The sequence below is a fragment of the Microbacterium sp. Y356 genome (assembly GCF_059445355.1).
Window position 1 is genome coordinate 596,832 of the sequence record NZ_JCAIUE010000001.1, and the last position, 19,039, is coordinate 615,870.

Below are 19,039 nucleotides of genomic sequence, written 5' to 3' on the forward strand. Positions count from 1 at the left end.
AGAGGCCCTCAGAGTTCGGTGACCTGCCCCGCCTCGACTCGCCAATGCCGATCCGTATGTACGGTCGCGAGCATCCGCCGGTCGTGCGTGACGAGAAGAAGCGTGCCTTCGTATAATTCCAGCGCTTGCTCGAGCTGCTCGATGGCCGGCAGGTCGAGGTGGTTCGTCGGCTCATCGAGCACGAGAAGGTTGACGCCGCGCGCTTGCAGCAGGGCGAGACCTGCGCGGGTGCGCTCTCCTGGCGACAGCTCGTCGACGGGGCGGTTCACATGGTCGGCCTTGAGCGCGAACTTGGCGAGGAGCGTGCGCACCTCCCCCGAAGCCATGTCAGGAACGAGCTCCTCGAAGGCATCGGCGAGGGGTGTGGAGCCAGCCAGTAACGACCGGGCCTGATCGATCTCGCCGATCTGCACGCTCGCGCCGAGGCTCGCGGTTCCGTTGTCAGGCAGCTTCCTGCCGAGCAGAGCCCTCAACAACGTTGATTTTCCGGCGCCGTTGGGGCCGGTGATTCCGATTCGTTCGCCCGCGTTCACTTGCAGTGACACCGGCCCGAGTGTGAAGTCACCCTGCCGGAAGACTGCGGAACTCAACGTCGAGACCACCGAACTGGACCGCGGCGCGGAGCCGATGGTGAACTCCAGCTGCCACTCTTTGCGCGGCTCTTCTACTTCGTCGAGCCGTGCGATCCGGCTCTCCATCTGGCGAACCTTCTGCGCCTGTTTTTCGCTGGACTCCGTCGCAGCCTTGCGCCTGTTCTTGTCGTTGTCTGGCGCCTTCTTCATCGCATTTCGCACGCCCTGGCTCGACCACTCACGCTGCGTTCTGGCACGCGCGACGAGGTCGGCCTTCTTCCCTGCGAACTCGTCGTACTTCTCGCGCTGGTGGCGGCGGTTCGTCGCTCGCTCTTCCAGATAGGAATCGTAGCCGCCGCCGAAAACTTGGTTGGTGCCCTGCGCCAGATCGAGTTCCAGCACTCTTGTGACACAGCGCGCGAGGAACTCGCGGTCGTGGCTGACCAGCACGACGCCGCCACGGAGCCCCTGCACGAACGATTCCAGGCGTTCAAGCCCATCGAGGTCAAGGTCGTTGGTCGGCTCGTCCAGCAGCACGATGTCGAATCGTGAGAGCAGCAGCGCGGCCAGACCGACACGCGCCGCCTGGCCGCCGGAGAGCGAGGTCATCTGAATCTGTTCGGCCGATCCCTCACCGAGTTCGAGTCCGAGGTCAGCAAGCACTGCCGGCACACGCTCTTCGAGGTCTGCCGCTCCGCTGGCAAGCCACCGGTCAAGGGCTGCAGAGTAGACATCAGCGGGGTCGTTGCCCTCTACGGCCAACGAGGGGTCTCCGAGAGCTGCAGCCGCGGCATCCATCTCATTCGTCGCCTCGGCGCATCCTGTACGGCGGGCGATGTACTCGGTGACGGTTTCACCGGTGAGACGTTCGTGTTCCTGCGGAAGCCAGCCGACGAATGCATCGGCCGGCGCCAGCGCAACCGTACCGGCCTGTGGCTGGTCGACGCCGGCGAGCAGCCTGAGCAACGTGGACTTTCCGGCCCCATTTGCTCCGACGACTCCGACGACGTCACCGGGTGCGACCGTCAGGTCAAGGGAATCGAAGAGGGTGCGGTGGCCGTACCCTCCGGCCAGGCCCTGGGCCACGAGTGTTGCGGTCATCCTTCAATCCTGCCATCCGAAGATGGTGTCAGTTTTTTGGGAACCGTGCGCGCAGCGCGTCGAGGCTCTGCTGGGCTCCTCGGCGAACCTCGACCTCCGGGTCTTTGAGGAGGACGCGTATGCGGTCCATATCGTCCGATGACCCCACAGCGCCCAACGCCTTGGCCGCGGCCACGCGCACACGGGGTACTTCGTCATCGAGCAATGCCGCAAGTTCGGATGCCGCGGGGAGCTCGCGCGCCGCAACGACTCTGGCACCCATTTCGCGCACGCGCCACGCCGGATTATCCAGCGTGCCGATCACGGTCGATGCCGCCGACTCGTCCCAGACGTAAAGCAACGCACGTAGGCCCCACAGCTCTGGCCAGTAAAGGACTGGCGCGCCGTCCAGGATGCCGCGGGCATGTTCGCCGCCGACGAAGAGCAGAAAGTCCCCGCCTTCGTTGTTGCCGGCGAGTAGCGACAGTGAACGAGACACGACGTTCGCTTCCCCGTACCGCTCGACAGCCACCGCCAATCGACGCTCGGGCGGGAGATCGACGGGAACCGAGTCTGGTGAGGATGATGCTGCTGATTTACGGGGCACAGCTCAACCATAGTTCTCGGTGCTGAGGCGAGCTCCCAGCGAGAACGCGCGACTCACCCGGTAGTGGCCTGCCAAGGATCGATAACTGCCACGCCCATCGGTGCGAAATCCGCGACATTCCGAGTCACCACAGTCAGCCCATGTACTTGCGCGGTCGCAGCGATGTACGCATCCCGCTCCGGTCGTGGATCCGGAACGTGCAATATCGCTGCACGCCGCGCGACAGCGAGATCCACTGGGAGGATGCGACCGGCAAACCCTCCCAGAACTGCCCGATCGCACCATCGGCGAAGCACTTCACCTTGCACAGCATCCTTGCGCTCGATCTGCGCAATGCCCATTTCAATCTCCAAGACAGAGATCACGCTGATGGAGAGTTCCTCTGTCCCTTGATGAAGAGCCCAGTTCACGACATTCTGATCGGCGATGCCGGAGCGTTTACGAAGTTCGCTGAGGACGTTCGTGTCAAGCAGATAACTCACAGCTCTGCCGGCTGCGGAAAGCTCTGCAACCGCACGGGCTCGAACTCGACGTCTTCGTCCATTCGAAGGATATCGACGATACTCCGGCGGTCTTGCAAACGACGGAAATCATCGAATGTCAGCAGGACGAAGGCTGGTTCACCCCGGTCGGTGATCGTCACAGGTCCCGCTGCCGCTTCTCGCTTTGCTGCACTTACGTCGCGATTCAACTCACGTGAACTCATCACGGTTGCCATGACTTCACCTCCAGAACTTGTCGGTACGTACCTACATAATATCGCCGAGTGCGCACTCTGGCTACCCAATTTGGTAGGCGAATCCACGATTCGACGCCACGAGCTGTGCCACGAACTCCACGGCACGCTTCAGGAAGTCGAGCACGTACGGTGTGTCCTTCCCGTCTGCGTCGAGGGACTCCGTCACTTCAGCTGCGAAGCTCACCAGATCGTCGGCAATGATCGCCACTTCTTCGGGCGGCAGCACTCTCACCCACGGCTCCCATCCATAATCGGTGTGGGTTACGCGTCCCTCGAACATTCGATAAGCGGGCCGGGGCGTCTCTTGAGCTTGCGCTGGTGCCGCGAGCTCCTGCAGGTATCGCCAGGCTTTATCGAGATACAGCATGTCAATTTTCGGAGGCGTCTGCTCAAAATTCGTAACTCCCGCGCTGAACCCCGGAGGCATGCCCCAAGCATCAGCGAGCGGGTCGGAACTGATCACGCTCGCCGGATCGGCGAGTGCGCGTTCCGTGTCATCAGCGTCAAATGCGTATGCGTAGTATCTGATCCCCATAGATCGATACTGTTCGCGAATCGCCTCGTGGGGACGCCAGTATCCGTATCTGTGGACAACTCGCGCCGCACGAGCGGTGATATCGAGCGCGCTAGCGGCGCTCAGTCCCAATCCAGATATTCCTCAATGATCACCGCAGTCTCGATGGGGTGAGTTGCCGGGAACAGGTGATCTGCGCCGTCGATGGTCTTGATGCTCGCACGCTCCGGCGCGGTCGCCTGCAGCTTCTCAGCGACGGCAGGCAGGTTGATCTCATCGTTCGTCGCCTGGACGATCAGCACGGGAATCGCTGGGGCGAGCGGAATCTCTTCCTCTTCGACCCCGAGCAGCAGCAGTCCGTTCACTCGATCGGTGTGCTCTGCGGCGAACACGCGTGCCACGGTGCCGCCGATTTCGTGTCCACCGATCCAGGTGCTCTCGAGACCGAGCTGGTCGATGACAGAGATGATGTCTTCCACGCGCTCCCGGATGCTTGCGGTGCGGTCGGGGGCTGAATCAGCGCGCGATCCGATCTGGATGACGTGAAAGCCGGCTTCTTCGGAGAGATAGTGCGAGATGACGCCCAGGGCAGCTTCATTGCGACCAGATCCGGTGATCAGCACCAGCGAGACGGGACCTTCGCCCTCGACGATAAAAGGCACGGCACGGCCTTCCGGTTCGAAGATGCTCTTCTGTGCCACGGTCGTCTGTCCTCCTGTGTTGTCGACGTGTCCCACTTGCGCTCTATGGCCAAAAGGGAACGCCACAACGTTACCGCGCCGGGTGCGCCGACGCCGAAAACGGGCGCTGGCCAGAGGACTAGGCGTTCTGTGCCAGATGCCTCTTCGACCCTGCGGTCGTCGGGCCAAGCACCAAACCGCTCGGCATTGCCGTGGGATCGTGGCGTTCCCGAGGCACGATTCCGACCTGGAAGTCGTCCTCGTAGATCTGCTCGCCCGGATCTTCGACGGCGACAAGGTCATGCTCGACCCCATGCGCTGTCAGGATGCTCCGGAGAATCGTGATCCTCTGCGACATCTCGGCCGGCACCGGCGTCTTGAACCAGGTAACTGCCCCGATCGAGTTGCCGTCTTCGTAGAACGGCGGGTTGGGCAAGTGCTCGTTGAACCAGTCATCAATATCGAGATACTGCGCTTCCTCAGCATCCGACAGCCGTCCCGCACGTCGAAGGTGGTCGACGGCGACGAAAATGCCGACCTCCACGCCCAGTCGACCTCGATATCGGGCCTGGACACGCAGGTACTGTCCACCTGCAATCATCGCTTCGACGCTCATGCGTCAATGATGCCCGAGGTCAGCGGAAACTTATCGAACCTGAGCGTTCCGCGGGCGTCGATTCATCTCTCCGCGATCAGTCGACCCTGACACTGTGGCGGCGCCGAAATAGGCGAGAAGAATAAGCACGAGGGCTGCACCCGAAAGGATGCCGTCGGCGATTCCGGCGGGAAGCAGGAAGATCATCAGCACCAGGGTGACGCCGCACGTGATCACCGAGAGGGCAAGACCCCACATGCGGTCGCGCAACAGTGCCACCGCGCCGACGATTCGCAACACACCGAAGATGCCGCTCATCACCATCATCAGATAGAGGTTGTCCTGGAAGTACGGCAGCGCGAAGCTGAAGTGCTCACCGACGTCGGACTGCTGCACACCCAACATGAGAAGAACGGGAAGGCCGAGCCCGGCGGCAAGTTCCATGAGAACTCCCTGCGCGATCATCAGCCAGGCTGCAAGTCGATATCGCCAGTTCACGATTCGAGCCTATTGCCTGGCGTCGGAGGGTACGTTATCCGGATTCCAGCGCCCAGGCCATCACAGCCTGCTGCACCGGCTTCAGATACTGCTTGAATCCATATCCGACGAACGCAGGATGCTCGATGGCATCAGCAGACACTTCTCGTCCGCGCACGAACGGAGGGCACGGGTTGAAGCGCACGCCATCGGGAGCCCCATCAAGCAGCTCGGCGGTGACCATGTATGGCGCAAGCGCATCCGCGTGCGCCCCCGGAGCATCCGTGATCACAACATCGGTCGTGGTGATCGCCGATGACAGATCCCCGTCCCAGGGCATGCCAAGAGTTTGCAGACCATTCGGGCAGCTCTGCCGGATGTCCAGCCCGAGGGCGTGGCCAGCTTCCCACCATGCGCGGGCGATATTCCCATCCGCGCCCACGAACAGGAAGCGCAACGCAAACACGTCCGCCTCCTGCGACAGCGCATAGAGATCTGACAGAACCTCACAGGGGTGGTTCACACTGGTCATCGCGTTGACCACCGGCACCACGTTCGCGCCTGCCAGACGCTCCAGCACTGAGATATCTGGATGCCTGACCACAAGGAGGTTCGTCCATGACGCAAGGTATCCGACAAGATCGGCCAAGTCTTCGTCCTTGTCGAGTGTCTCGGGAGGAAACGTGACCGGGTGAAGTCCCATCTCCGCAGCACCCAGTTCGAAAGACAGCCGAGTCCGAATACTCGACGGCGGAAAGAACAGGGCCGCGGCGCCGTCGATACGCGCGCCTTGCCCCGCGCGATACTGGTCAGCGCGGTGGAACACATTCTCAAGGTCGTCGCGAGTCCAGTCCGCCAGGGACAGCAGGTGCCTCATCTGTTCCTCCTCCGGTAGGTGACGCGTCGCGCTGTCAACGCTAGACGTTGCGGCGAGGGCGCGCCCGCTCCGCTGCGGGTGCAGCGCGGCTACTGACCAGTTTTCGGGGGCTGCCGACAGAGCCTTAGGCGCGCATACGCAGTTGGTCGTGGGTGCAGAACCTCGCCTGCGGGATCGCGCTGATCGGCATCGCACTCCCCATCGTGACATTGGGGATCGCACTGTTCGTGCAGCACACGACCGGCCTTCAGCTGCGGTACTTAGCCAGCAGTTCCGCGCTGAGGTGACAGGAGTCCTCAGGGAAACGCGCAAGCCGATCCTGATGCTCATCGGCGCTTCGCACATAGTTGGCGAGTGGCAGTACCTCGACCGCGATACGGTCAGCGTCGTCCCTTGCCGCGATAAAAGCCCGCGCTTGTTCGAGGTGGATCAGCGTGTTGGAGTACACGCCGGTGCGATACTTCTCACCGGCGTCCGGTCCTTGTTCGTTCACGCTGTAAGGATCGATGATCTCAAGGAGGTACGCCATCAGCTGTGCGACGCTCACGACGGTCGGATCGAATCGTGTGCGCACACATTCCGCATACCCGTCGTAGTCGCTGTCGATGCGCTGGCTGGTGCCGTTGGCCCTTCCCGCCTCTGTGAACGTCACGCCGGTCAGCGTCGCGATAAAGGCCTGCACGCCCCAGAGGCAGCCGCCCGCGAGATAAAGCTCCTCAGCCTCGCCATCTGCATCCACATACCGATCGTACGGCCGACTACGCCAGGAATCCCTCAGAACTCTCGCTGCCCGCGTCACGAGCCCACATCATTTTTAGACGTTGAACCCGAACTCAGCGTCGCTGTCGCCAGTCATCCTCTCAGCACAACGCTCACTGGCGTGTCCTGACTGAACGTATTCCACCAGCGTCCGTCACGTTCGGCTATGAGATCAAGCAATCGACGACGGAGGTGGTCCTCCACATCGCGATGTGTATCCTCGGGCAGCGGCATGTGTCGGATACCGCGACCCCACGCCTCCTGGTCAAACGAAAGCCTGACCATCCCGTCTGCCTCGAGACGGCGCGCCATTGTCGATTTCCCCGAGCCTGCGGGGCCGCACATGAAGACAACTCTCGCCACGACCTCACCCTAACGCCAGAGCGTCTTCGCGCTGCGTCCCTTGACCGCTCCAACCCACATCCGCAACTCGGCGACAGCTGAGCTCACCGCTGATCGATGACGATCGTCTCAAAGCTCACCACGCGCGACCACTCAGGTCGACCTCGCCGACGGGCCAGGAAGTAAGCCGGTGTTCGATAGGCAAGACAAGCAGGGGTTGGCCTGGCGCGTCGAACACTGGCCGCCCCGTGCGGCCTATAGATCGCTCCGCAGCAGAGATTCGACTCCATCCGCATGCCGTGTAGAACGAGACCACTTCTTCACGACACCCGAGATAGCCGAACGCAATGCCGCCCGCAGCCGTCATCGACTCTGCCGCACGGGCGATCAGGCGACCACCCAGTTGTTGACCTCGCGCACGGTCGGAGACCAATACACCGCCACGCCTGCAACGACAACCTTATGAGCTCCGACACGGATCGCACGCCGCGCCCAACCGACATGGCCGACAACGCTGCAACCTTGCCGAGCGACAATATGGAAGTCGTGCGGAGCATAGCCATACGGCAGATCCGGATCCCAATCGCCGAAGTCTTGTTTGTACTCAGAATCGAACAGCCCCCGAAGCCCGGCAAGATCGACCGCCATGAGGTCAGAGTGTGCCACGAAGTCGATCGCAGATTCGGCCCCACTGCCTTCAGCCAGCATTCGCGACAACCTCACCCATAAATGTCGCGGCGGTGACCTACCCGTAACACCAGGACCACAACCTGCTCATCCTGAACGTCGTAGACGACCCGGTAGTCGCCGACCCGAATACGAAACTCACCGTCACCACCTTTCAGCTGGAGACAGCCAGAAGGACGTGGGTCATTGGCGAGCGCCCCGATCGCACCGAGCAATCGTCGGGCTACCGGCTTTTCGAGCTTCCGGATGGCCTTCGCTGACGAGGGAACATAATCGATCGCGTACGGCATCGAGAACGTTCAGACACCGAGCTCGCGCATGAGCTCTTCGTGGGAGACACGTCCGTCTTCCTCCCGCGCCTCGGCGGCACCACGAATGTCCCCCTGATCCTCCAGCGCTTGCAGCGCGCGGTCGAAGAAATCAGGCGACACAACGACAGCACGCCGTCCAGCACCGCGCGAAGTAATCTCGACGGGGCCGCGCTGCGCGGCCGCAATATAGTCGCTCTGCTGACTACGGAACTGAGACAGGGTCACGGAAGTCATGAACCAATAGTACAACTTGTACAAGTTGTACTCAAGTGGGCGGCAGCCGCAGTCCTGTGGATGATGATCAGCCTCGAGGAATCGGAACCGACTCCTGCTCCTTCGCTCACGCGACCTTCAGCGGCGTGATCGCGGCGACCTTGTCACGCAAAGCCCGGCGCTCAAGTCGCAACTCGTAGTTGGACTGCAGGTTCGTCCACAATTCCTCGGACGTCCCGAAGTACCGCGCCAGGCGGATCGCAGTATCGGCGGTGATGCCCCGCTTGCCGTGCACAATCTCGTTGATCCGGCTAGGGCAGCGACCCGGTCAAAGGTGACCGCGCTCATTCCGTGCTCGAAGAGCACGGACGCCACAGCATCGACAACGCCGCGCAGAAGCTAACCTCGACGGCTGGCCTTCGCCCTCGGCCCCGTCGTTGCTGTCGGTTGTCACTCAATGACGTGTTTATGGACATATCGTCCATTATAGCCTATCGTGCTTTATGTACCGATTGTTCATATCTAGGAGTCGTAATGGCTGACAAGCAAACTCGCACCGCGATCGTGACCGGTGCATCCGGAGACATCGGTCGCGCGGTCGCCGAATGCCTCGCCACTGACGGCCTGAACCTGGAGGTATTCGACCAGGTGCAGCGCACCAATGTGAGGGGCACCGTCGTCGTCGCCCGACAAGCTGCGCGCCGTGTGCGCACTGGCGGAGCGATTGCAACCATCTCCACGAGCATCACCCGTATTCAGTCACCGGGCTACGCGGCGTACGCCATGTTGAAGGGCGCGGTGGAGGCACTCACCCTAATCCTCGCCCGCGAATTGCGCGGCCGCGAGATCGCAGTCAACGCGATCGCACTTGGTCCGACCGACACCCCGCTGTTTCGCGAAGGAAAGCCGCAGCAACTCATCGACACCATTGCGAGCCTGAATGCCATGGGGCGGCTCGGCAGCCCCGAGGACATCGCCGAGGTTGTCTCCGCGCTTGCCGGTCCTGTGCGATGGATCAACGGCCAGGTGCTGTATGCAAACGGCGGTGCTGCGGCATGAGTCGCGCGCAGGCACAGGCAGTTGAACGGCTACTGCGCGAAGGACCACTCGATCTTGGCGGCGATCTTGCCGAACAACGTCCGCTGCTTGACACGCTGATGATGGCGCATCCGCTCCCGCCAGAGGTGCGCACAACACAGGACGAACTCGGCGGAGTCCCGGTCGTCGCCGTCTCCGTCGACGGAGCCGATGCACGCGGAGTGCTGTTCTATCTTCACGGGGGCGCCTACGCTCTCGGCTCGGCCGCAGCATCCGCTGGTTTGGTGGCCGACATCATTGGTCGCGCCAATATGCGCGGGGTCAGTATCGAGTATCGACTCGCACCCGAGCATCCGTACCCGGCCGCCGTCGAGGACGCCGTCGCCGCTTACCGCGGATTGCTCGCGTCCGGAGTGCCCGCTCACACGGTAATAGTCGCCGGCGAGTCTGCAGGCGGGGGCCTCGCGCTCGCGCTGCTCCTGTCGCTGCGCGAGCACGGGCTGTCGATGCCCGCCGCGTCGATCTTGCTGTCCCCTTGGGCCGATCTGACTCTCAGCGGTGCCTCACTCGCGACGAAGGCCGACGTCGACCCGGCACTGTCTCTGGCCGGGCTACGCGCCCGCGCCTCTGACTACCTAGCCGGACAGGACGCTTCGAACCCGCTGATCAGCCCCGCGCTGGCCGACCTCACAGGCTTGCCTCCGCTACTCGTGCAAGCTGGATCTCACGAGATCCTCCTCGACGATGCTCTGCGGGTAGTCTCACGCGCTGCCGAGGCCGACGTATCGGTCACCTTTGAGATCACCCCTGGTGTCCCCCATGTTTTCCAAGGCTTCGCCGCGGCCCTCGACGAAGGCGCGGCGGCGCTGGACTCCGTAGCCACATTTCTGCGTGCTCAGCTCGGATCGACACTGCAACCCCTGCGGCGCGACGGCTAGCGGGCTCGAGGTCCTGACGGGAGCTTCCGCTAGACGTTGAAGCGGAACTCAACCACGTTCTGTCGCTCATTCGTCTGTGCGGCCCACACCTTGGACTCGAGATCGATGAAGAATTGCGTTTCGCTCTCGCACATCTCGCCAATCTCACACATTTCGTCGCTTTCGGACCAGTCGCCTGGCCGATTCGTCATGTCACGACCAACTTCACGGGCCCCTCATCAGAAGTCGGCGGTTCAAAGTGGTCAAAGTAGGCCGCAGCAGTCGCCGCGCTCAACACGAAATCGTCGCCGTGCGAGTGGGCGCGGGCGGCCACTCGTTCCAGGCACGTAACCCGATCCGCCCAGATATACATCGTCTCCGGGACAACTCCGTGCGGCTCTAGGAGACGACGCCAATCGTCGCGCATCGCCCGCGACCAAAAGGCGAAGTCGAGCACGACATCACGTTTTTCGGCTATGAGATCAAGCAATCGACGACGGAGGTGGTCCTCCACATCGCGATGTGTATCCTCGGGCAGCGGCATGTGTCGGATACCGCGATCCCACGCCTCTTGGTCAAACGAAAGCCTGACCATCCCGTCTGCCTCGAGACGGCGCGCCATTGTCGATTTCCCCGAGCCTGCGGGGCCGCACATGAAGACAACTCTCGCCACGACCTCACCCTAACGCCAGAGCGTCTTCGTGCTGCGTCCCTTGACCGCGCCAACCCACATCCGCAACTCGGTGACGGCTGAGCTCACCCCTGAGTGGTGACGATCGAAATCTCCTGGTCTAATCCGGTCATCCGTCGAACCTCGTCAGCTAAGGATGCCCCGTCGAAGCCGCTCTCCTCATCGAACCGCATCACGTGGACCTCACCTCCCCGCTGTCGCCACGTCCCAACCACCCGACCGCCGGTGAGCACGAGATTGTTCCCCTTGGTCGCTTGCGCCCGACGCCGCGGATCGATGATCCGCGAGTCGGCGGTACCCGGCCCCATGACCCACGGGTCGGATCCCGGGATGAGTCGGACGGCAACGCTTGACCGAGCTTCACGCATCGCGTCGAGATCCTCGCGGAGCACGTACGCCTCCGAGCCAGCCGACTCCACCTCAATGAGTTCGTCCATATTCATGGAAAGCCATCGGGAAACCATGCGCGACGGGACAGAGAGGCCCTCGGTCAGCCAGTATCGAAGGTTCTCCCGTGTGGCGGGTGCGTACGACCGCACGTAGTCGCGAACGACTCTCGCGCCGATCGCGTCGGCATCGAGATCATCGACAGCGAGTGGCTCCGGCAGGTCGGGCCCGCCTCTCCGCAACTGGAACGTCGTCTGGCCGTCATGGTTCGGGCCGAAGCTGATGTCTCCCCACCAGTGAAGCGGCTTGTAGAGGGTGTCCGAGCCCGCACCAAGGGCGGCGGACGCAAGCGAACCGAGGGTAGCGCTCTCCCCGAGGGCCGACGAGATCTCCTCGCGGGTGCGGGGAGCCTCCGCAAGGATGTCGCGCATCGCCGCGCGAAATGGCTCCCAGTCCTCAAGGACGAATCCCGCCTGCCGCTGGAAACGGGGGTTCTCCCAAGCTCGGGACAATGCGCGTGCTGCAAGGATGAGAGAGCCGGCTTCCGGCGCGAAGACGTACGATCCGCCCCTGAACGCGTAGCTCATGATCAGCGCCCCTGCGGAGACTGCGCTCTCGACATTGCCCACGCTGTGCGTGGGCCGCCTCGCCGTGAGCGCAGCTTCGGCACGCGCGGCCGGCCACGCGCGGATGGCGACGACCCGCTCAACTGCCTGTGACACGGTGGCCGCGGCACGCGATTCAAGTCCGTGACGCGCGAGTCTCCAGGCAAGACTCGCATCGAGGTCGACCTTTGGCTTCACCCTCACACCGTACCCAAGCGTCTTCTACGACAGGTGGAGCCCATCGGGATTGCGGGTCAGGCGCAATTGCGTAGTGGGGCGTGCCTTGGCCTACACGTTAAAGCGGAACTCCACCACGTTCCGGTACGGGGCAACCTCACGCGACGTACAGAACCTCGGCGCTCTCCCGCGGCGAGAAGTTGCGATCGAACTCGATCTCGTTCGGCACCCACACGTCGCGCCACAGCCGCGAGTGGTCACGACCAAGCGCCTCATCTCGCCTCATCCCGCGCTCCCGCGCGGTCTCCAGAGGTACATCGATCCAGATCGTCAGATCCAATACAGGGAGCGCTTCAGGATGGAAGAGTCCGATGAGATCCACCAGGAGAATATCTCCGGTTGGCACCGGTTCAGGTTCCCCGAGCTCGCGACGACCCCAGTCGAAGCGCCGGAATGTGCCCATGCGCTCGTCACGGAACGGAATGAGTACATCGTCGACGAGCCGACCACGTTCGACCCCAGCCCAATCGCCCGACCGTTGGTGCGATCGCGACGGTTCGAGGAAGTCGTCCCCTCGCATCCTGACCATCGTCGGCTCGCCTTCGGCAATGCTCCGGACCAGGGTGCTCTTCCCCGAACCCGCGTACCCGGACACCCCGATCACAACCGGCCGCCCAAGATCCTGGTGCCTTCGCTCGATGAGCGCCCTCACTTGCTCTACGCCCGACAACGCCTGCTTTCGACCCATGTGTCACGCGACCTTCAGCGGCGTGATCTCGGCGACCTTGTCCCGCAGGGCCCGGCGCTCGAGCCGCAGTTCATAGTTCGACTGCAGATTCATCCAGAGCTCCTCGGACGTCCCAAAGTACTTCGCGAGCCGAATCGCCGTGTCCGCCGTGATTCCCCGCTTGCCGTGCACGATCTCGTTGATCCGGCGCGGCGGCACGCCGATTGAGACTGCCAGCTTGTTCTGCGTGATCCCGAAGCCTTCGATGAAGTCCTCCATCAGGATCTCTCCCGGATGGATCGGCTCGATCAAGTCAGCCTCGGTGATAATCGACGAGTTCGACATTGTCCGCACCTCCCTCTCTCCAGACGAAGCAGATACGCCACTGCGCGTTGACCCGGATGCTCTGCTGACCACGACGGTCACCAACGAGCTGCTCGAGACGGTTGCCGGGTGGGATCCGGAGATCCTCGACATCCTTTGCCGCGTGGATCAGCTCGAGCTTCCGCAGGGTTGCTCGCTGCACCGTCCGGTCGACGCGCTTGACGTACTGCTCATGCCAGATGCGCTCGGTGTCCTTGCTCCCGAACGATCTGATCACACGACCAGTATATAACGCAGAGCGTCAATAACGCTAGACGTTAAACCGGAACTCCACCACGTCGCCGTCCTTCATGACGTAGTCCTTGCCCTCAAGGCGCGCTTTGCCCTTGGAACGGGCCTCCGCGATAGAACCCGTCGCGACGAGGTCTTCGAAGGAGATGACCTCAGCCTTGATGAAGCCCTTTTCGAAGTCAGTGTGAATGACTCCCGCAGCCTGCGGAGCCTTCGAACCCTTGGGGATCGTCCACGCACGCGCTTCTTTTGGACCGGCGGTCAAGTAGGTCTGCAGTCCCAGCGTGTCAAAGCCAATTCGGGCGAGCTGGTCGAGGCCTGACTCGTCCTGGCCAGTCGACGCCAGCAGTTCTGCGGCATCCTCAGGGTCAAGATCGATGAGCTCAGACTCGATCTTCGCGTCGAGGAAGATGGCCTTGGCCGGCGCGACGAGAGCGGCGAGCTCTTCCTTGCGCGCAGCATCCGTCAGCACTGCCTCATCGACGTTGAAGACGAAGATGACGGGCTTGGCGGTCAGCAAGCCGAGTTCCTTGATGGGATCCATATCAATACCACTCACCGACAGCAGGATGCCGCGCTCAAGCGCATCCTTCGCGGCATTCGCAGTCTCGAGAACGACAGGATCCGCCTTCTTGCCGCGGACTTCCTTCTCGATGCGCACGATGGCCTTCTCGACGGTCTGCAAATCGGCGAGCATGAGCTCTGCGTTGATGGTCTCCATGTCGGATGCCGGGTTCACCGTGCCCTCGACATGGACCACGTCGCCATCGGCGAAGCCGCGCACGACCTGCGCGATGGCATCCGCTTCACGAATGTTCGCAAGGAACTGGTTGCCCAGTCCCTCTCCCTCGCTCGCGCCGCGCACGATGCCTGCGATATCGACGAACGACACAGCCGCCGGCAGGATGCGCTCACTGCCGAAGATGCCGGCGAGCACGTCGAGCCGCGAGTCAGGCAGATTGACGACACCCACGTTCGGCTCGATCGTCGCGAACGGATAGTTCGCCGCGAGCACGTCGTTCTTGGTGAGTGCGTTGAAGAGAGTGGACTTGCCAACATTGGGCAGGCCGACGATTCCGATAGTGAGAGCCACGAGGTAAGAGTCTACCGGGGGCGGATGGGCGAACCCGCAGAGGGGATACGCCCGCTGTCACCCGGTCGAGACCGCGACGCACGTCAGCACATCGCGCAGCGTGCGGCTGTCGTGATGCGGCATGTCTGCCCGCGGCGCCGCGGATGCTTCGCGATTGATCCACATAGCCGTCATCCCTGCACCCACCGCACCGGCGACATCCGCGGCGAAGTTGTCCCCAACATGCAGCGTCGTCTCTGCACGGACGTCCAGACCGTCCAGCGCTCGGCGGAAAATCGCGGCATCCGGCTTGAGCACTCCGATGTCTCCGGACGCCACGACGACGTCGAAGAAACCATCGATCCCGACCGTCACAAGCTTGGCCCGCTGGAACGCGGCGGGCCCGTTCGTGATCAACCCGATCGGCACGCCGCCCGCCCGCAACGACTCAAGCACGGACAGTGTCTCGTCAAAGAGGGTGAACGTGCCGTGCTCGGCTTCGACATGAAGTCGTACCGCTTCATCGACCAGGTCATCGTCATCGCGCCCCATCGCCAGCAGCGTGAGACGCCAGATCTCTCGGGGCAGCGCGTCATCAGGCAGCTCGCCACGCATCCACTGCTCCCCCTGGTCGCCCCACCCCTTCGCCCACGCCGCGTCATTCGCAGCGAGGATATCGGCGATCGCCAGTGCGTGGCGCTCGGCCAGTGCCGCGGCGGTCTGACGCACCGCGGCTCCCGCACCGTCGCGGATCAGCGTTCCGTCGAGGTCGAAGAACACCGCCTGCAACTCGTTACGCACGCCGCACCGCCCGGAAGGCCTTCGTCACATACGGCAGTTCGAGCGCGCCAGAGTCGTCGAAGTCGAGGTCATCGAACAGCGCATCCATCTCTCGTCTAATGCGGGCCTTCTCCACGTCAGATGCCGTGATGACGTAACTGCGGGAGGAGGCCATGTCGTGCAGATGCGACCGTGTCATCGCCCTGGACCAGCCCCATTCCCGACCCTCAAGCTCGGCGAATGGCGCGGCCACCCGTGGCCCGCTGGCCGCAAGCATCTCCTCCGCGGCGCTACCGTGCATGATGCCCGTCAGCTTGCGCACCCAGTCAGTGCGCTCGTCACGGATGTTCCAGATCAGCCCCAAGGTGCCGCCGGGCCGCACCACCCGACCGATCTCCGCAGATGCCGGATCGACCTCCACCCAGTGCCACGCCTGACCCAGCACGACAGCATCGACGCTCTCGTCAGGCAATGGCATCCGCTCGGCAGTCCCAATGAATGTCGGCACGCCGGGCACAGTCTCGCGAAGGGCCGCGAGCATCGCTGGGTCAGGATCGATCGCGACGACCTCGGCATTCGGCGCAGCAGCAAGTGCGCGCGTGAGCTTCCCCGTTCCCGCGCCGACGTCGGCGATCCGGCGTGATCCGTGCGGGAGCAACTCAAGCATCCATGCGACAGCCTCGAACGGGTACTCCGGACGCCCCGTCTCATAACTGCTGGCCTGCGCACCGAAGGACGTCGCTCGTTCATCCACCATGTCGCCAGCCTACGGCGAGTCTCCGACACAGCGTGGGCGAGCCGGGAGACAGTGAACACGTGCCTTTGGATTTCACCGCAATCGACTTCGAGACGGCGAATTCCTCTCCCGCCTCTGCCTGCTCAGTCGGACTCGTCCGCGTCCGCGACGGCGAGGTCGTCGCCACGACCGGCTGGCTGATCCGTCCGCCCGCAGGGCACGACGATTTCCAGGAGTGGAACATCAAGATCCACGGCATCTATCCGCAGGATGTCGCCACTGCAGCCACGTGGCCTGAGCAGTTCGACCGACTGTGCGATTTCGCAGGCGCCGACGTGCTTGTCGCGCACAACGCCGGATTCGACCTGAAGGTGCTGCGCACGGCGTCTGAGGTCACCGAACTCGACTGCCCTCCCTACCGCTCCCTGTGCAGTCTGCAGGTTGCCCGCAAGACCTACGACCTTGAGTCATATCGCCTCCCGAAGGCCGCAGCCGCCGCCGGATTCGCCGAGTTCTCGCACCACGATGCGTTGGCGGATGCCCGCGCCTGCGCCCAGATCGTCATCGATGCCGCACGCCTCGCTGGCGCTGACAATCTCGACGCCCTGGCGAAGACGCTCGGCCTTCGCCTGTCTGAGCCGCCCGTCGTCGCGGAACGTGAACGCGCCGCCTGAGCGCATTCGACCACCGAGCACGAGACAATGGGATCATGACGAACCCAGCCGGTGACTCCCCCGTCAGCCTTGAGGTCATCGAGGGCACCTTCGATCTCGCACGCCAGGGCCGCACCGGCCCGCTTGGCGAGATGATCGATGCCGGTGTGCCGATCGATGTGCACAACCCTCGCGGTGACACCTTCTTGACGGTCGCGACCTACGCCGAGCAGGAGCACACGGTCGCTGATCTGGTGCGACGTGGCGCCGATCTGGATGCCTCGAACGCCAACGGTCAGACCGCTGTCTCGTGTGCGGTGTTCCGCAAGAATGAGACGCTGCTGCGCATGCTGCTGGATGCCGGCGCAGACCCGGATGCCGGTGGCTTGTCCGCGGCGGCGATCGCTGACCAGTTCAAGCTGACCGAGATGCGCACGATTCTCGACGAGTACGCGAGCCGCTGATCGGAGCGGCACTCCCGCAATGTCCGAGGCCCTCGGCATCATGAGGGTATGGATGCTCCACTGATCGTTCTTCTCGCCGCCGCAGCGCTCGTGCTGGGTGTTGCGGTGGGCTGGTTCGCACGCGCAGCGCGCGGCGCTGCCGAACTCTCCCGCATCAGCACTGATCTTGCTCGCGCAGAGGCAGAGTTGAAGGCAGCGCGTGATGACCGCGATCGGCAGTACGACCTATATCGGGATGCCGTCGAGCACGCCCGCACAGAGCAGCGCGCCGAGGCACAGCGTGTGCAGCAGCAGAATGCTGTGCTCACGGCACTTGCTCCCGTGCGCGAGTCTCTGCAGCAGATGCAGAACAAGGTGACGACGCTCGAGCAAGATCGCCACGCCCAGTTCGGCTCGCTCGCCGAGCAGCTGCGCCGAGCGCAGGAGTCCGACGAGGCGCTGCGCGCGACCACCGAGTCACTCGCGGGTGCGCTGCGCTCGACCTCGGCGCGCGGCGTGTGGGGCGAGACGCAGCTGCGGCGGGTCGTCGAAGCGGCCGGTCTCATGCGACACGTCGACTTCGACCTGCAGTCAACGATCTCCTCCGATCGCGGCCAGGGGCGCCCCGACATGGTGATCCGGCTGGCTGGCGGCACTTCCATCGCCGTCGACGCGAAGGTGCCACTCGACGCCTATCTCGAAGCGAGCGCCCTCGCCGGACGCGACTCTGATGAGGCTCAGCGTCGGCAGTACATGCAGAAGCATGTCAAGGCCGTCCGTGCGCACGTCGACGCACTGGCGAAGAAAGCGTACTGGGCGGGCCTGGACGCGAGTCCGGAGTTCGTCATCTGCTTCTTGCCCAGTGAGTCTCTGCTCGCAGCCGCAATCGATGAAGACCCTTCGCTGCTCGACTATGCGTTCAGCAAGCAGGTGGCTCTCGCCTCCCCCGTGAATCTGTGGGCGGTGTTGAAGACCGTCGCCTTCACGTGGACGCAGCATGAGGTCTCAACCGAGGCACGCACGCTGCTGAACCTCGGCACGCAATTGCTCGACCGGATCGGCACACTGGCCGGCCACGCTGACGATCTGCGCCGCGCATTGGAGCGCACCGTCGACAGTTACAACAAGTTCGCCGGTTCGCTGGAGAATCGAGTGCTGGTCACTGCACGCCAGTTCCCTGGCATCGATGCGTCAGCACTCGAGACGACGCCTTCGACGATCACGACGCCGGCTCGACGGTTCACAGCGCCAGAGCTGGTCGAAAGCGCACAGGCAGCAGAGATCGAAGCCGACCTGGGCGCGGTGCGCGAGCGGATGGAAGAGCGCTGAGCTCGAACGTCAGAGCTCGAACGTCAGGCGCTGTACGGCACCCAGCTGAGTAGCGCGATAACGAGGCCCGACGTGACGATAAATGCGCCAATCATCCACCAGGAGCTGAGCTCGTGGCCCTCAGCGCGACGCACTCGGAAGAGCACATCAGCGCGACGAGCAGGATCGACGTGAGCGGGGGCTACGGTTGCGGCCGCGGCATCGGCCGCACGAGCGGCCGCATCCTCTGGCGTGATCCGCAGGATGCGTCCGGTGTTGGTGGTGACCATGTTCGACTGCACGGACTTCTTGTCGCTCCGCGACTGTTGCGTGGTCATCTCGCCCTCCCCGGATGCCGCCTTGATGGGGCCTGCGAAGGCGACGAATCCAAGCTCCATTGTGCCAGCAAAGGCTGAGAACGACGGCAGGCGCGTCTT

General features: G+C 63.3%; 28 protein-coding genes and 1 pseudogene. 5 read left to right on the forward strand and 24 right to left on the reverse strand.

What is annotated here, in order from left to right:
- Nucleotides 1–8: 8 nt before the first annotated feature.
- The 15 genes and pseudogenes from AC1C2Q_RS02920 to AC1C2Q_RS02990 form a co-directional block, all read right to left on the reverse strand.
- Nucleotides 9–1,673: an ABC-F family ATP-binding cassette domain-containing protein gene (locus AC1C2Q_RS02920; protein ID WP_495448923.1), complete on the reverse strand. Its 1,665-nt coding sequence runs from the start codon at nucleotides 1,671–1,673 to the stop codon at nucleotides 9–11.
- A gap of 28 nt (nucleotides 1,674–1,701) precedes the next feature.
- Nucleotides 1,702–2,259, reverse strand: coding sequence for a HEAT repeat domain-containing protein (locus AC1C2Q_RS02925; RefSeq protein ID WP_495448924.1), 558 nt, complete (start codon nucleotides 2,257–2,259; stop codon nucleotides 1,702–1,704).
- Nucleotides 2,260–2,312: 53 nt separating this feature from the next.
- Nucleotides 2,313–2,741 (reverse strand): type II toxin-antitoxin system VapC family toxin, encoded by a 429-nt coding sequence (locus AC1C2Q_RS02930; RefSeq protein ID WP_495429558.1) that lies wholly within the window; start codon nucleotides 2,739–2,741, stop codon nucleotides 2,313–2,315.
- The gene (locus AC1C2Q_RS02935) at nucleotides 2,738–2,977 is read right to left on the reverse strand and encodes a type II toxin-antitoxin system prevent-host-death family antitoxin (protein WP_495429559.1); all 240 of its coding nucleotides are present in this window, start codon (nucleotides 2,975–2,977) and stop codon (nucleotides 2,738–2,740) included. Before AC1C2Q_RS02935 ends, AC1C2Q_RS02930 begins: the two co-directional genes overlap by 4 nt.
- Before the next feature lie 61 nt (nucleotides 2,978–3,038).
- Nucleotides 3,039–3,533, reverse strand: a complete 495-nt coding sequence (locus tag AC1C2Q_RS02940; protein WP_495448925.1) for a hypothetical protein — start codon at nucleotides 3,531–3,533, stop codon at nucleotides 3,039–3,041.
- A gap of 101 nt (nucleotides 3,534–3,634) precedes the next feature.
- Nucleotides 3,635–4,213, reverse strand: a complete 579-nt coding sequence (locus AC1C2Q_RS02945; RefSeq protein WP_495448926.1) for an alpha/beta fold hydrolase — start codon at nucleotides 4,211–4,213, stop codon at nucleotides 3,635–3,637.
- Between the two features lie 118 nt (nucleotides 4,214–4,331).
- A complete protein-coding gene (locus AC1C2Q_RS02950; RefSeq protein WP_495448927.1) occupies nucleotides 4,332–4,808 on the reverse strand; it encodes a hypothetical protein in 477 nt (158 codons plus the stop codon).
- A 30-nt stretch (nucleotides 4,809–4,838) separates the two neighbouring features.
- Nucleotides 4,839–5,285: a hypothetical protein gene (locus AC1C2Q_RS02955; RefSeq protein ID WP_495448928.1), complete on the reverse strand. Its 447-nt coding sequence runs from the start codon at nucleotides 5,283–5,285 to the stop codon at nucleotides 4,839–4,841.
- Nucleotides 5,286–5,319: 34 nt separating this feature from the next.
- Complete coding sequence (locus tag AC1C2Q_RS02960; protein WP_495448929.1) at nucleotides 5,320–6,141, reverse strand: ornithine carbamoyltransferase; 822 nt, start codon at nucleotides 6,139–6,141, stop codon at nucleotides 5,320–5,322.
- 247 nt (nucleotides 6,142–6,388) lie between these two features.
- Nucleotides 6,389–6,880, reverse strand: a complete 492-nt coding sequence (locus AC1C2Q_RS02965) for a peptide-methionine (S)-S-oxide reductase (RefSeq protein WP_495448930.1) — start codon at nucleotides 6,878–6,880, stop codon at nucleotides 6,389–6,391.
- 113 nt (nucleotides 6,881–6,993) lie between these two features.
- Entirely contained in the window at nucleotides 6,994–7,245 is a 252-nt protein-coding gene (locus AC1C2Q_RS02970; protein ID WP_495450534.1) for an AAA family ATPase, read from the reverse strand.
- Nucleotides 7,246–7,629: 384 nt separating this feature from the next.
- Nucleotides 7,630–7,890 carry a hypothetical protein gene (locus AC1C2Q_RS02975; protein ID WP_495448931.1) on the reverse strand — a complete coding sequence of 87 codons (261 nt, stop codon included), beginning with the start codon at nucleotides 7,888–7,890 and terminating at the stop codon, nucleotides 7,630–7,632.
- 71 nt (nucleotides 7,891–7,961) lie between these two features.
- Nucleotides 7,962–8,219 (reverse strand): type II toxin-antitoxin system RelE family toxin, encoded by a 258-nt coding sequence (locus tag AC1C2Q_RS02980; protein ID WP_495448932.1) that lies wholly within the window; start codon nucleotides 8,217–8,219, stop codon nucleotides 7,962–7,964.
- Nucleotides 8,220–8,228: 9 nt separating this feature from the next.
- Nucleotides 8,229–8,474 (reverse strand): type II toxin-antitoxin system prevent-host-death family antitoxin, encoded by a 246-nt coding sequence (locus AC1C2Q_RS02985; protein WP_495448933.1) that lies wholly within the window; start codon nucleotides 8,472–8,474, stop codon nucleotides 8,229–8,231.
- 106 nt (nucleotides 8,475–8,580) lie between these two features.
- A pseudogene (locus AC1C2Q_RS02990) lies at nucleotides 8,581–8,769 on the reverse strand (HigA family addiction module antitoxin); the annotation flags it as partial.
- 218 nt (nucleotides 8,770–8,987) lie between these two features.
- On the opposite strand from AC1C2Q_RS02990, the gene AC1C2Q_RS02995 reads away from it, so the two are divergent.
- Both AC1C2Q_RS02995 and AC1C2Q_RS03000 read left to right on the forward strand, forming a co-directional pair.
- Nucleotides 8,988–9,512: an SDR family oxidoreductase gene (locus AC1C2Q_RS02995; RefSeq protein WP_495448934.1), complete on the forward strand. Its 525-nt coding sequence runs from the start codon at nucleotides 8,988–8,990 to the stop codon at nucleotides 9,510–9,512.
- Nucleotides 9,509–10,429, forward strand: coding sequence for an alpha/beta hydrolase fold domain-containing protein (locus AC1C2Q_RS03000; RefSeq protein WP_495448935.1), 921 nt, complete (start codon nucleotides 9,509–9,511; stop codon nucleotides 10,427–10,429). The genes AC1C2Q_RS02995 and AC1C2Q_RS03000 overlap by 4 nt, the downstream gene beginning before the upstream one ends.
- Before the next feature lie 187 nt (nucleotides 10,430–10,616).
- On the opposite strand, the gene AC1C2Q_RS03005 is transcribed toward AC1C2Q_RS03000, so the two are convergent.
- From AC1C2Q_RS03005 to AC1C2Q_RS03040, 8 genes are all read right to left on the reverse strand, one after another.
- The gene (locus AC1C2Q_RS03005) at nucleotides 10,617–11,063 is read right to left on the reverse strand and encodes a P-loop nucleotide/nucleoside kinase family protein (protein WP_495450535.1); all 447 of its coding nucleotides are present in this window, start codon (nucleotides 11,061–11,063) and stop codon (nucleotides 10,617–10,619) included.
- Between the two features lie 101 nt (nucleotides 11,064–11,164).
- Nucleotides 11,165–12,289: a DNA glycosylase AlkZ-like family protein gene (locus AC1C2Q_RS03010; protein ID WP_495448936.1), complete on the reverse strand. Its 1,125-nt coding sequence runs from the start codon at nucleotides 12,287–12,289 to the stop codon at nucleotides 11,165–11,167.
- 136 nt (nucleotides 12,290–12,425) lie between these two features.
- Nucleotides 12,426–12,848 carry a uridine kinase family protein gene (locus AC1C2Q_RS03015; RefSeq protein ID WP_495448937.1) on the reverse strand — a complete coding sequence of 141 codons (423 nt, stop codon included), beginning with the start codon at nucleotides 12,846–12,848 and terminating at the stop codon, nucleotides 12,426–12,428.
- Nucleotides 12,849–13,019: 171 nt separating this feature from the next.
- Nucleotides 13,020–13,340, reverse strand: a complete 321-nt coding sequence (locus AC1C2Q_RS03020) for a HigA family addiction module antitoxin (RefSeq protein WP_495448938.1) — start codon at nucleotides 13,338–13,340, stop codon at nucleotides 13,020–13,022.
- Complete coding sequence (locus AC1C2Q_RS03025) at nucleotides 13,309–13,596, reverse strand: type II toxin-antitoxin system RelE/ParE family toxin (RefSeq protein ID WP_495448939.1); 288 nt, start codon at nucleotides 13,594–13,596, stop codon at nucleotides 13,309–13,311. Before AC1C2Q_RS03025 ends, AC1C2Q_RS03020 begins: the two co-directional genes overlap by 32 nt.
- A 33-nt stretch (nucleotides 13,597–13,629) precedes the next feature.
- Nucleotides 13,630–14,703 (reverse strand): redox-regulated ATPase YchF, encoded by a 1,074-nt coding sequence (gene ychF / locus AC1C2Q_RS03030; RefSeq protein WP_495429566.1) that lies wholly within the window; start codon nucleotides 14,701–14,703, stop codon nucleotides 13,630–13,632.
- 57 nt (nucleotides 14,704–14,760) lie between these two features.
- Nucleotides 14,761–15,483, reverse strand: a complete 723-nt coding sequence (locus tag AC1C2Q_RS03035) for an HAD family hydrolase (RefSeq protein WP_495429567.1) — start codon at nucleotides 15,481–15,483, stop codon at nucleotides 14,761–14,763.
- On the reverse strand, nucleotides 15,476–16,219 hold the full coding sequence (locus AC1C2Q_RS03040) for a class I SAM-dependent methyltransferase (protein WP_495448940.1): 744 nt from the start codon (nucleotides 16,217–16,219) through the stop codon (nucleotides 15,476–15,478). Before AC1C2Q_RS03040 ends, AC1C2Q_RS03035 begins: the two co-directional genes overlap by 8 nt.
- A 59-nt stretch (nucleotides 16,220–16,278) precedes the next feature.
- Here AC1C2Q_RS03040 and AC1C2Q_RS03045 point away from each other — a divergent pair, with 59 nt between their 5' ends.
- Genes AC1C2Q_RS03045 through AC1C2Q_RS03055 form a run of 3 tightly spaced genes read left to right on the forward strand, consistent with a single transcriptional unit; the run spans nucleotide 16,279 to nucleotide 18,623 of the window.
- Complete coding sequence (locus AC1C2Q_RS03045; protein ID WP_495448941.1) at nucleotides 16,279–16,872, forward strand: 3'-5' exonuclease; 594 nt, start codon at nucleotides 16,279–16,281, stop codon at nucleotides 16,870–16,872.
- A 35-nt stretch (nucleotides 16,873–16,907) separates the two neighbouring features.
- Complete coding sequence (locus tag AC1C2Q_RS03050) at nucleotides 16,908–17,315, forward strand: ankyrin repeat domain-containing protein (protein ID WP_495448942.1); 408 nt, start codon at nucleotides 16,908–16,910, stop codon at nucleotides 17,313–17,315.
- 48 nt (nucleotides 17,316–17,363) lie between these two features.
- Nucleotides 17,364–18,623, forward strand: coding sequence for a DNA recombination protein RmuC (locus AC1C2Q_RS03055; RefSeq protein ID WP_495448943.1), 1,260 nt, complete (start codon nucleotides 17,364–17,366; stop codon nucleotides 18,621–18,623).
- Nucleotides 18,624–18,646: 23 nt separating this feature from the next.
- Here AC1C2Q_RS03055 and AC1C2Q_RS03060 read toward each other — a convergent pair whose 3' ends face one another.
- Nucleotides 18,647–19,000: a hypothetical protein gene (locus AC1C2Q_RS03060; RefSeq protein ID WP_495429572.1), complete on the reverse strand. Its 354-nt coding sequence runs from the start codon at nucleotides 18,998–19,000 to the stop codon at nucleotides 18,647–18,649.
- Nucleotides 19,001–19,039 lie beyond the last annotated feature (39 nt).

What these genes read in the sequence shown, in the direction of transcription:
- AC1C2Q_RS02920 (WP_495448923.1), bottom strand. Translation starts at nt 1,673, where the DNA reads ATGACCGCAACACTCGTGGCCCAGGGCCTGGCCGGAGGGTACGGCCAC.
- AC1C2Q_RS02935 (WP_495429559.1), bottom strand. Translation starts at nt 2,977, where the DNA reads ATGGCAACCGTGATGAGTTCACGTGAGTTGAATCGCGACGTAAGTGCA.
- AC1C2Q_RS02940 (WP_495448925.1), bottom strand. Translation starts at nt 3,533, where the DNA reads ATGGGGATCAGATACTACGCATACGCATTTGACGCTGATGACACGGAA.
- AC1C2Q_RS02950 (WP_495448927.1), bottom strand. Translation starts at nt 4,808, where the DNA reads ATGAGCGTCGAAGCGATGATTGCAGGTGGACAGTACCTGCGTGTCCAG.
- AC1C2Q_RS02960 (WP_495448929.1), bottom strand. Translation starts at nt 6,141, where the DNA reads ATGAGGCACCTGCTGTCCCTGGCGGACTGGACTCGCGACGACCTTGAG.
- AC1C2Q_RS02970 (WP_495450534.1), bottom strand. Translation starts at nt 7,245, where the DNA reads ATGTGCGGCCCCGCAGGCTCGGGGAAATCGACAATGGCGCGCCGTCTC.
- AC1C2Q_RS02975 (WP_495448931.1), bottom strand. Translation starts at nt 7,890, where the DNA reads ATGGCGGTCGATCTTGCCGGGCTTCGGGGGCTGTTCGATTCTGAGTAC.
- AC1C2Q_RS02980 (WP_495448932.1), bottom strand. Translation starts at nt 8,219, where the DNA reads ATGCCGTACGCGATCGATTATGTTCCCTCGTCAGCGAAGGCCATCCGG.
- AC1C2Q_RS02985 (WP_495448933.1), bottom strand. Translation starts at nt 8,474, where the DNA reads ATGACTTCCGTGACCCTGTCTCAGTTCCGTAGTCAGCAGAGCGACTAT.
- AC1C2Q_RS02995 (WP_495448934.1), top strand. Translation starts at nt 8,988, where the DNA reads ATGGCTGACAAGCAAACTCGCACCGCGATCGTGACCGGTGCATCCGGA.
- AC1C2Q_RS03000 (WP_495448935.1), top strand. Translation starts at nt 9,509, where the DNA reads ATGAGTCGCGCGCAGGCACAGGCAGTTGAACGGCTACTGCGCGAAGGA.
- AC1C2Q_RS03005 (WP_495450535.1), bottom strand. Translation starts at nt 11,063, where the DNA reads ATGTGCGGCCCCGCAGGCTCGGGGAAATCGACAATGGCGCGCCGTCTC.
- AC1C2Q_RS03015 (WP_495448937.1), bottom strand. Translation starts at nt 12,848, where the DNA reads ATGCGAGGGGACGACTTCCTCGAACCGTCGCGATCGCACCAACGGTCG.
- AC1C2Q_RS03020 (WP_495448938.1), bottom strand. Translation starts at nt 13,340, where the DNA reads ATGTCGAACTCGTCGATTATCACCGAGGCTGACTTGATCGAGCCGATC.
- AC1C2Q_RS03040 (WP_495448940.1), bottom strand. Translation starts at nt 16,219, where the DNA reads ATGGTGGATGAACGAGCGACGTCCTTCGGTGCGCAGGCCAGCAGTTAT.
- AC1C2Q_RS03050 (WP_495448942.1), top strand. Translation starts at nt 16,908, where the DNA reads ATGACGAACCCAGCCGGTGACTCCCCCGTCAGCCTTGAGGTCATCGAG.
- AC1C2Q_RS03055 (WP_495448943.1), top strand. Translation starts at nt 17,364, where the DNA reads ATGGATGCTCCACTGATCGTTCTTCTCGCCGCCGCAGCGCTCGTGCTG.
- AC1C2Q_RS03060 (WP_495429572.1), bottom strand. Translation starts at nt 19,000, where the DNA reads ATGGAGCTTGGATTCGTCGCCTTCGCAGGCCCCATCAAGGCGGCATCC.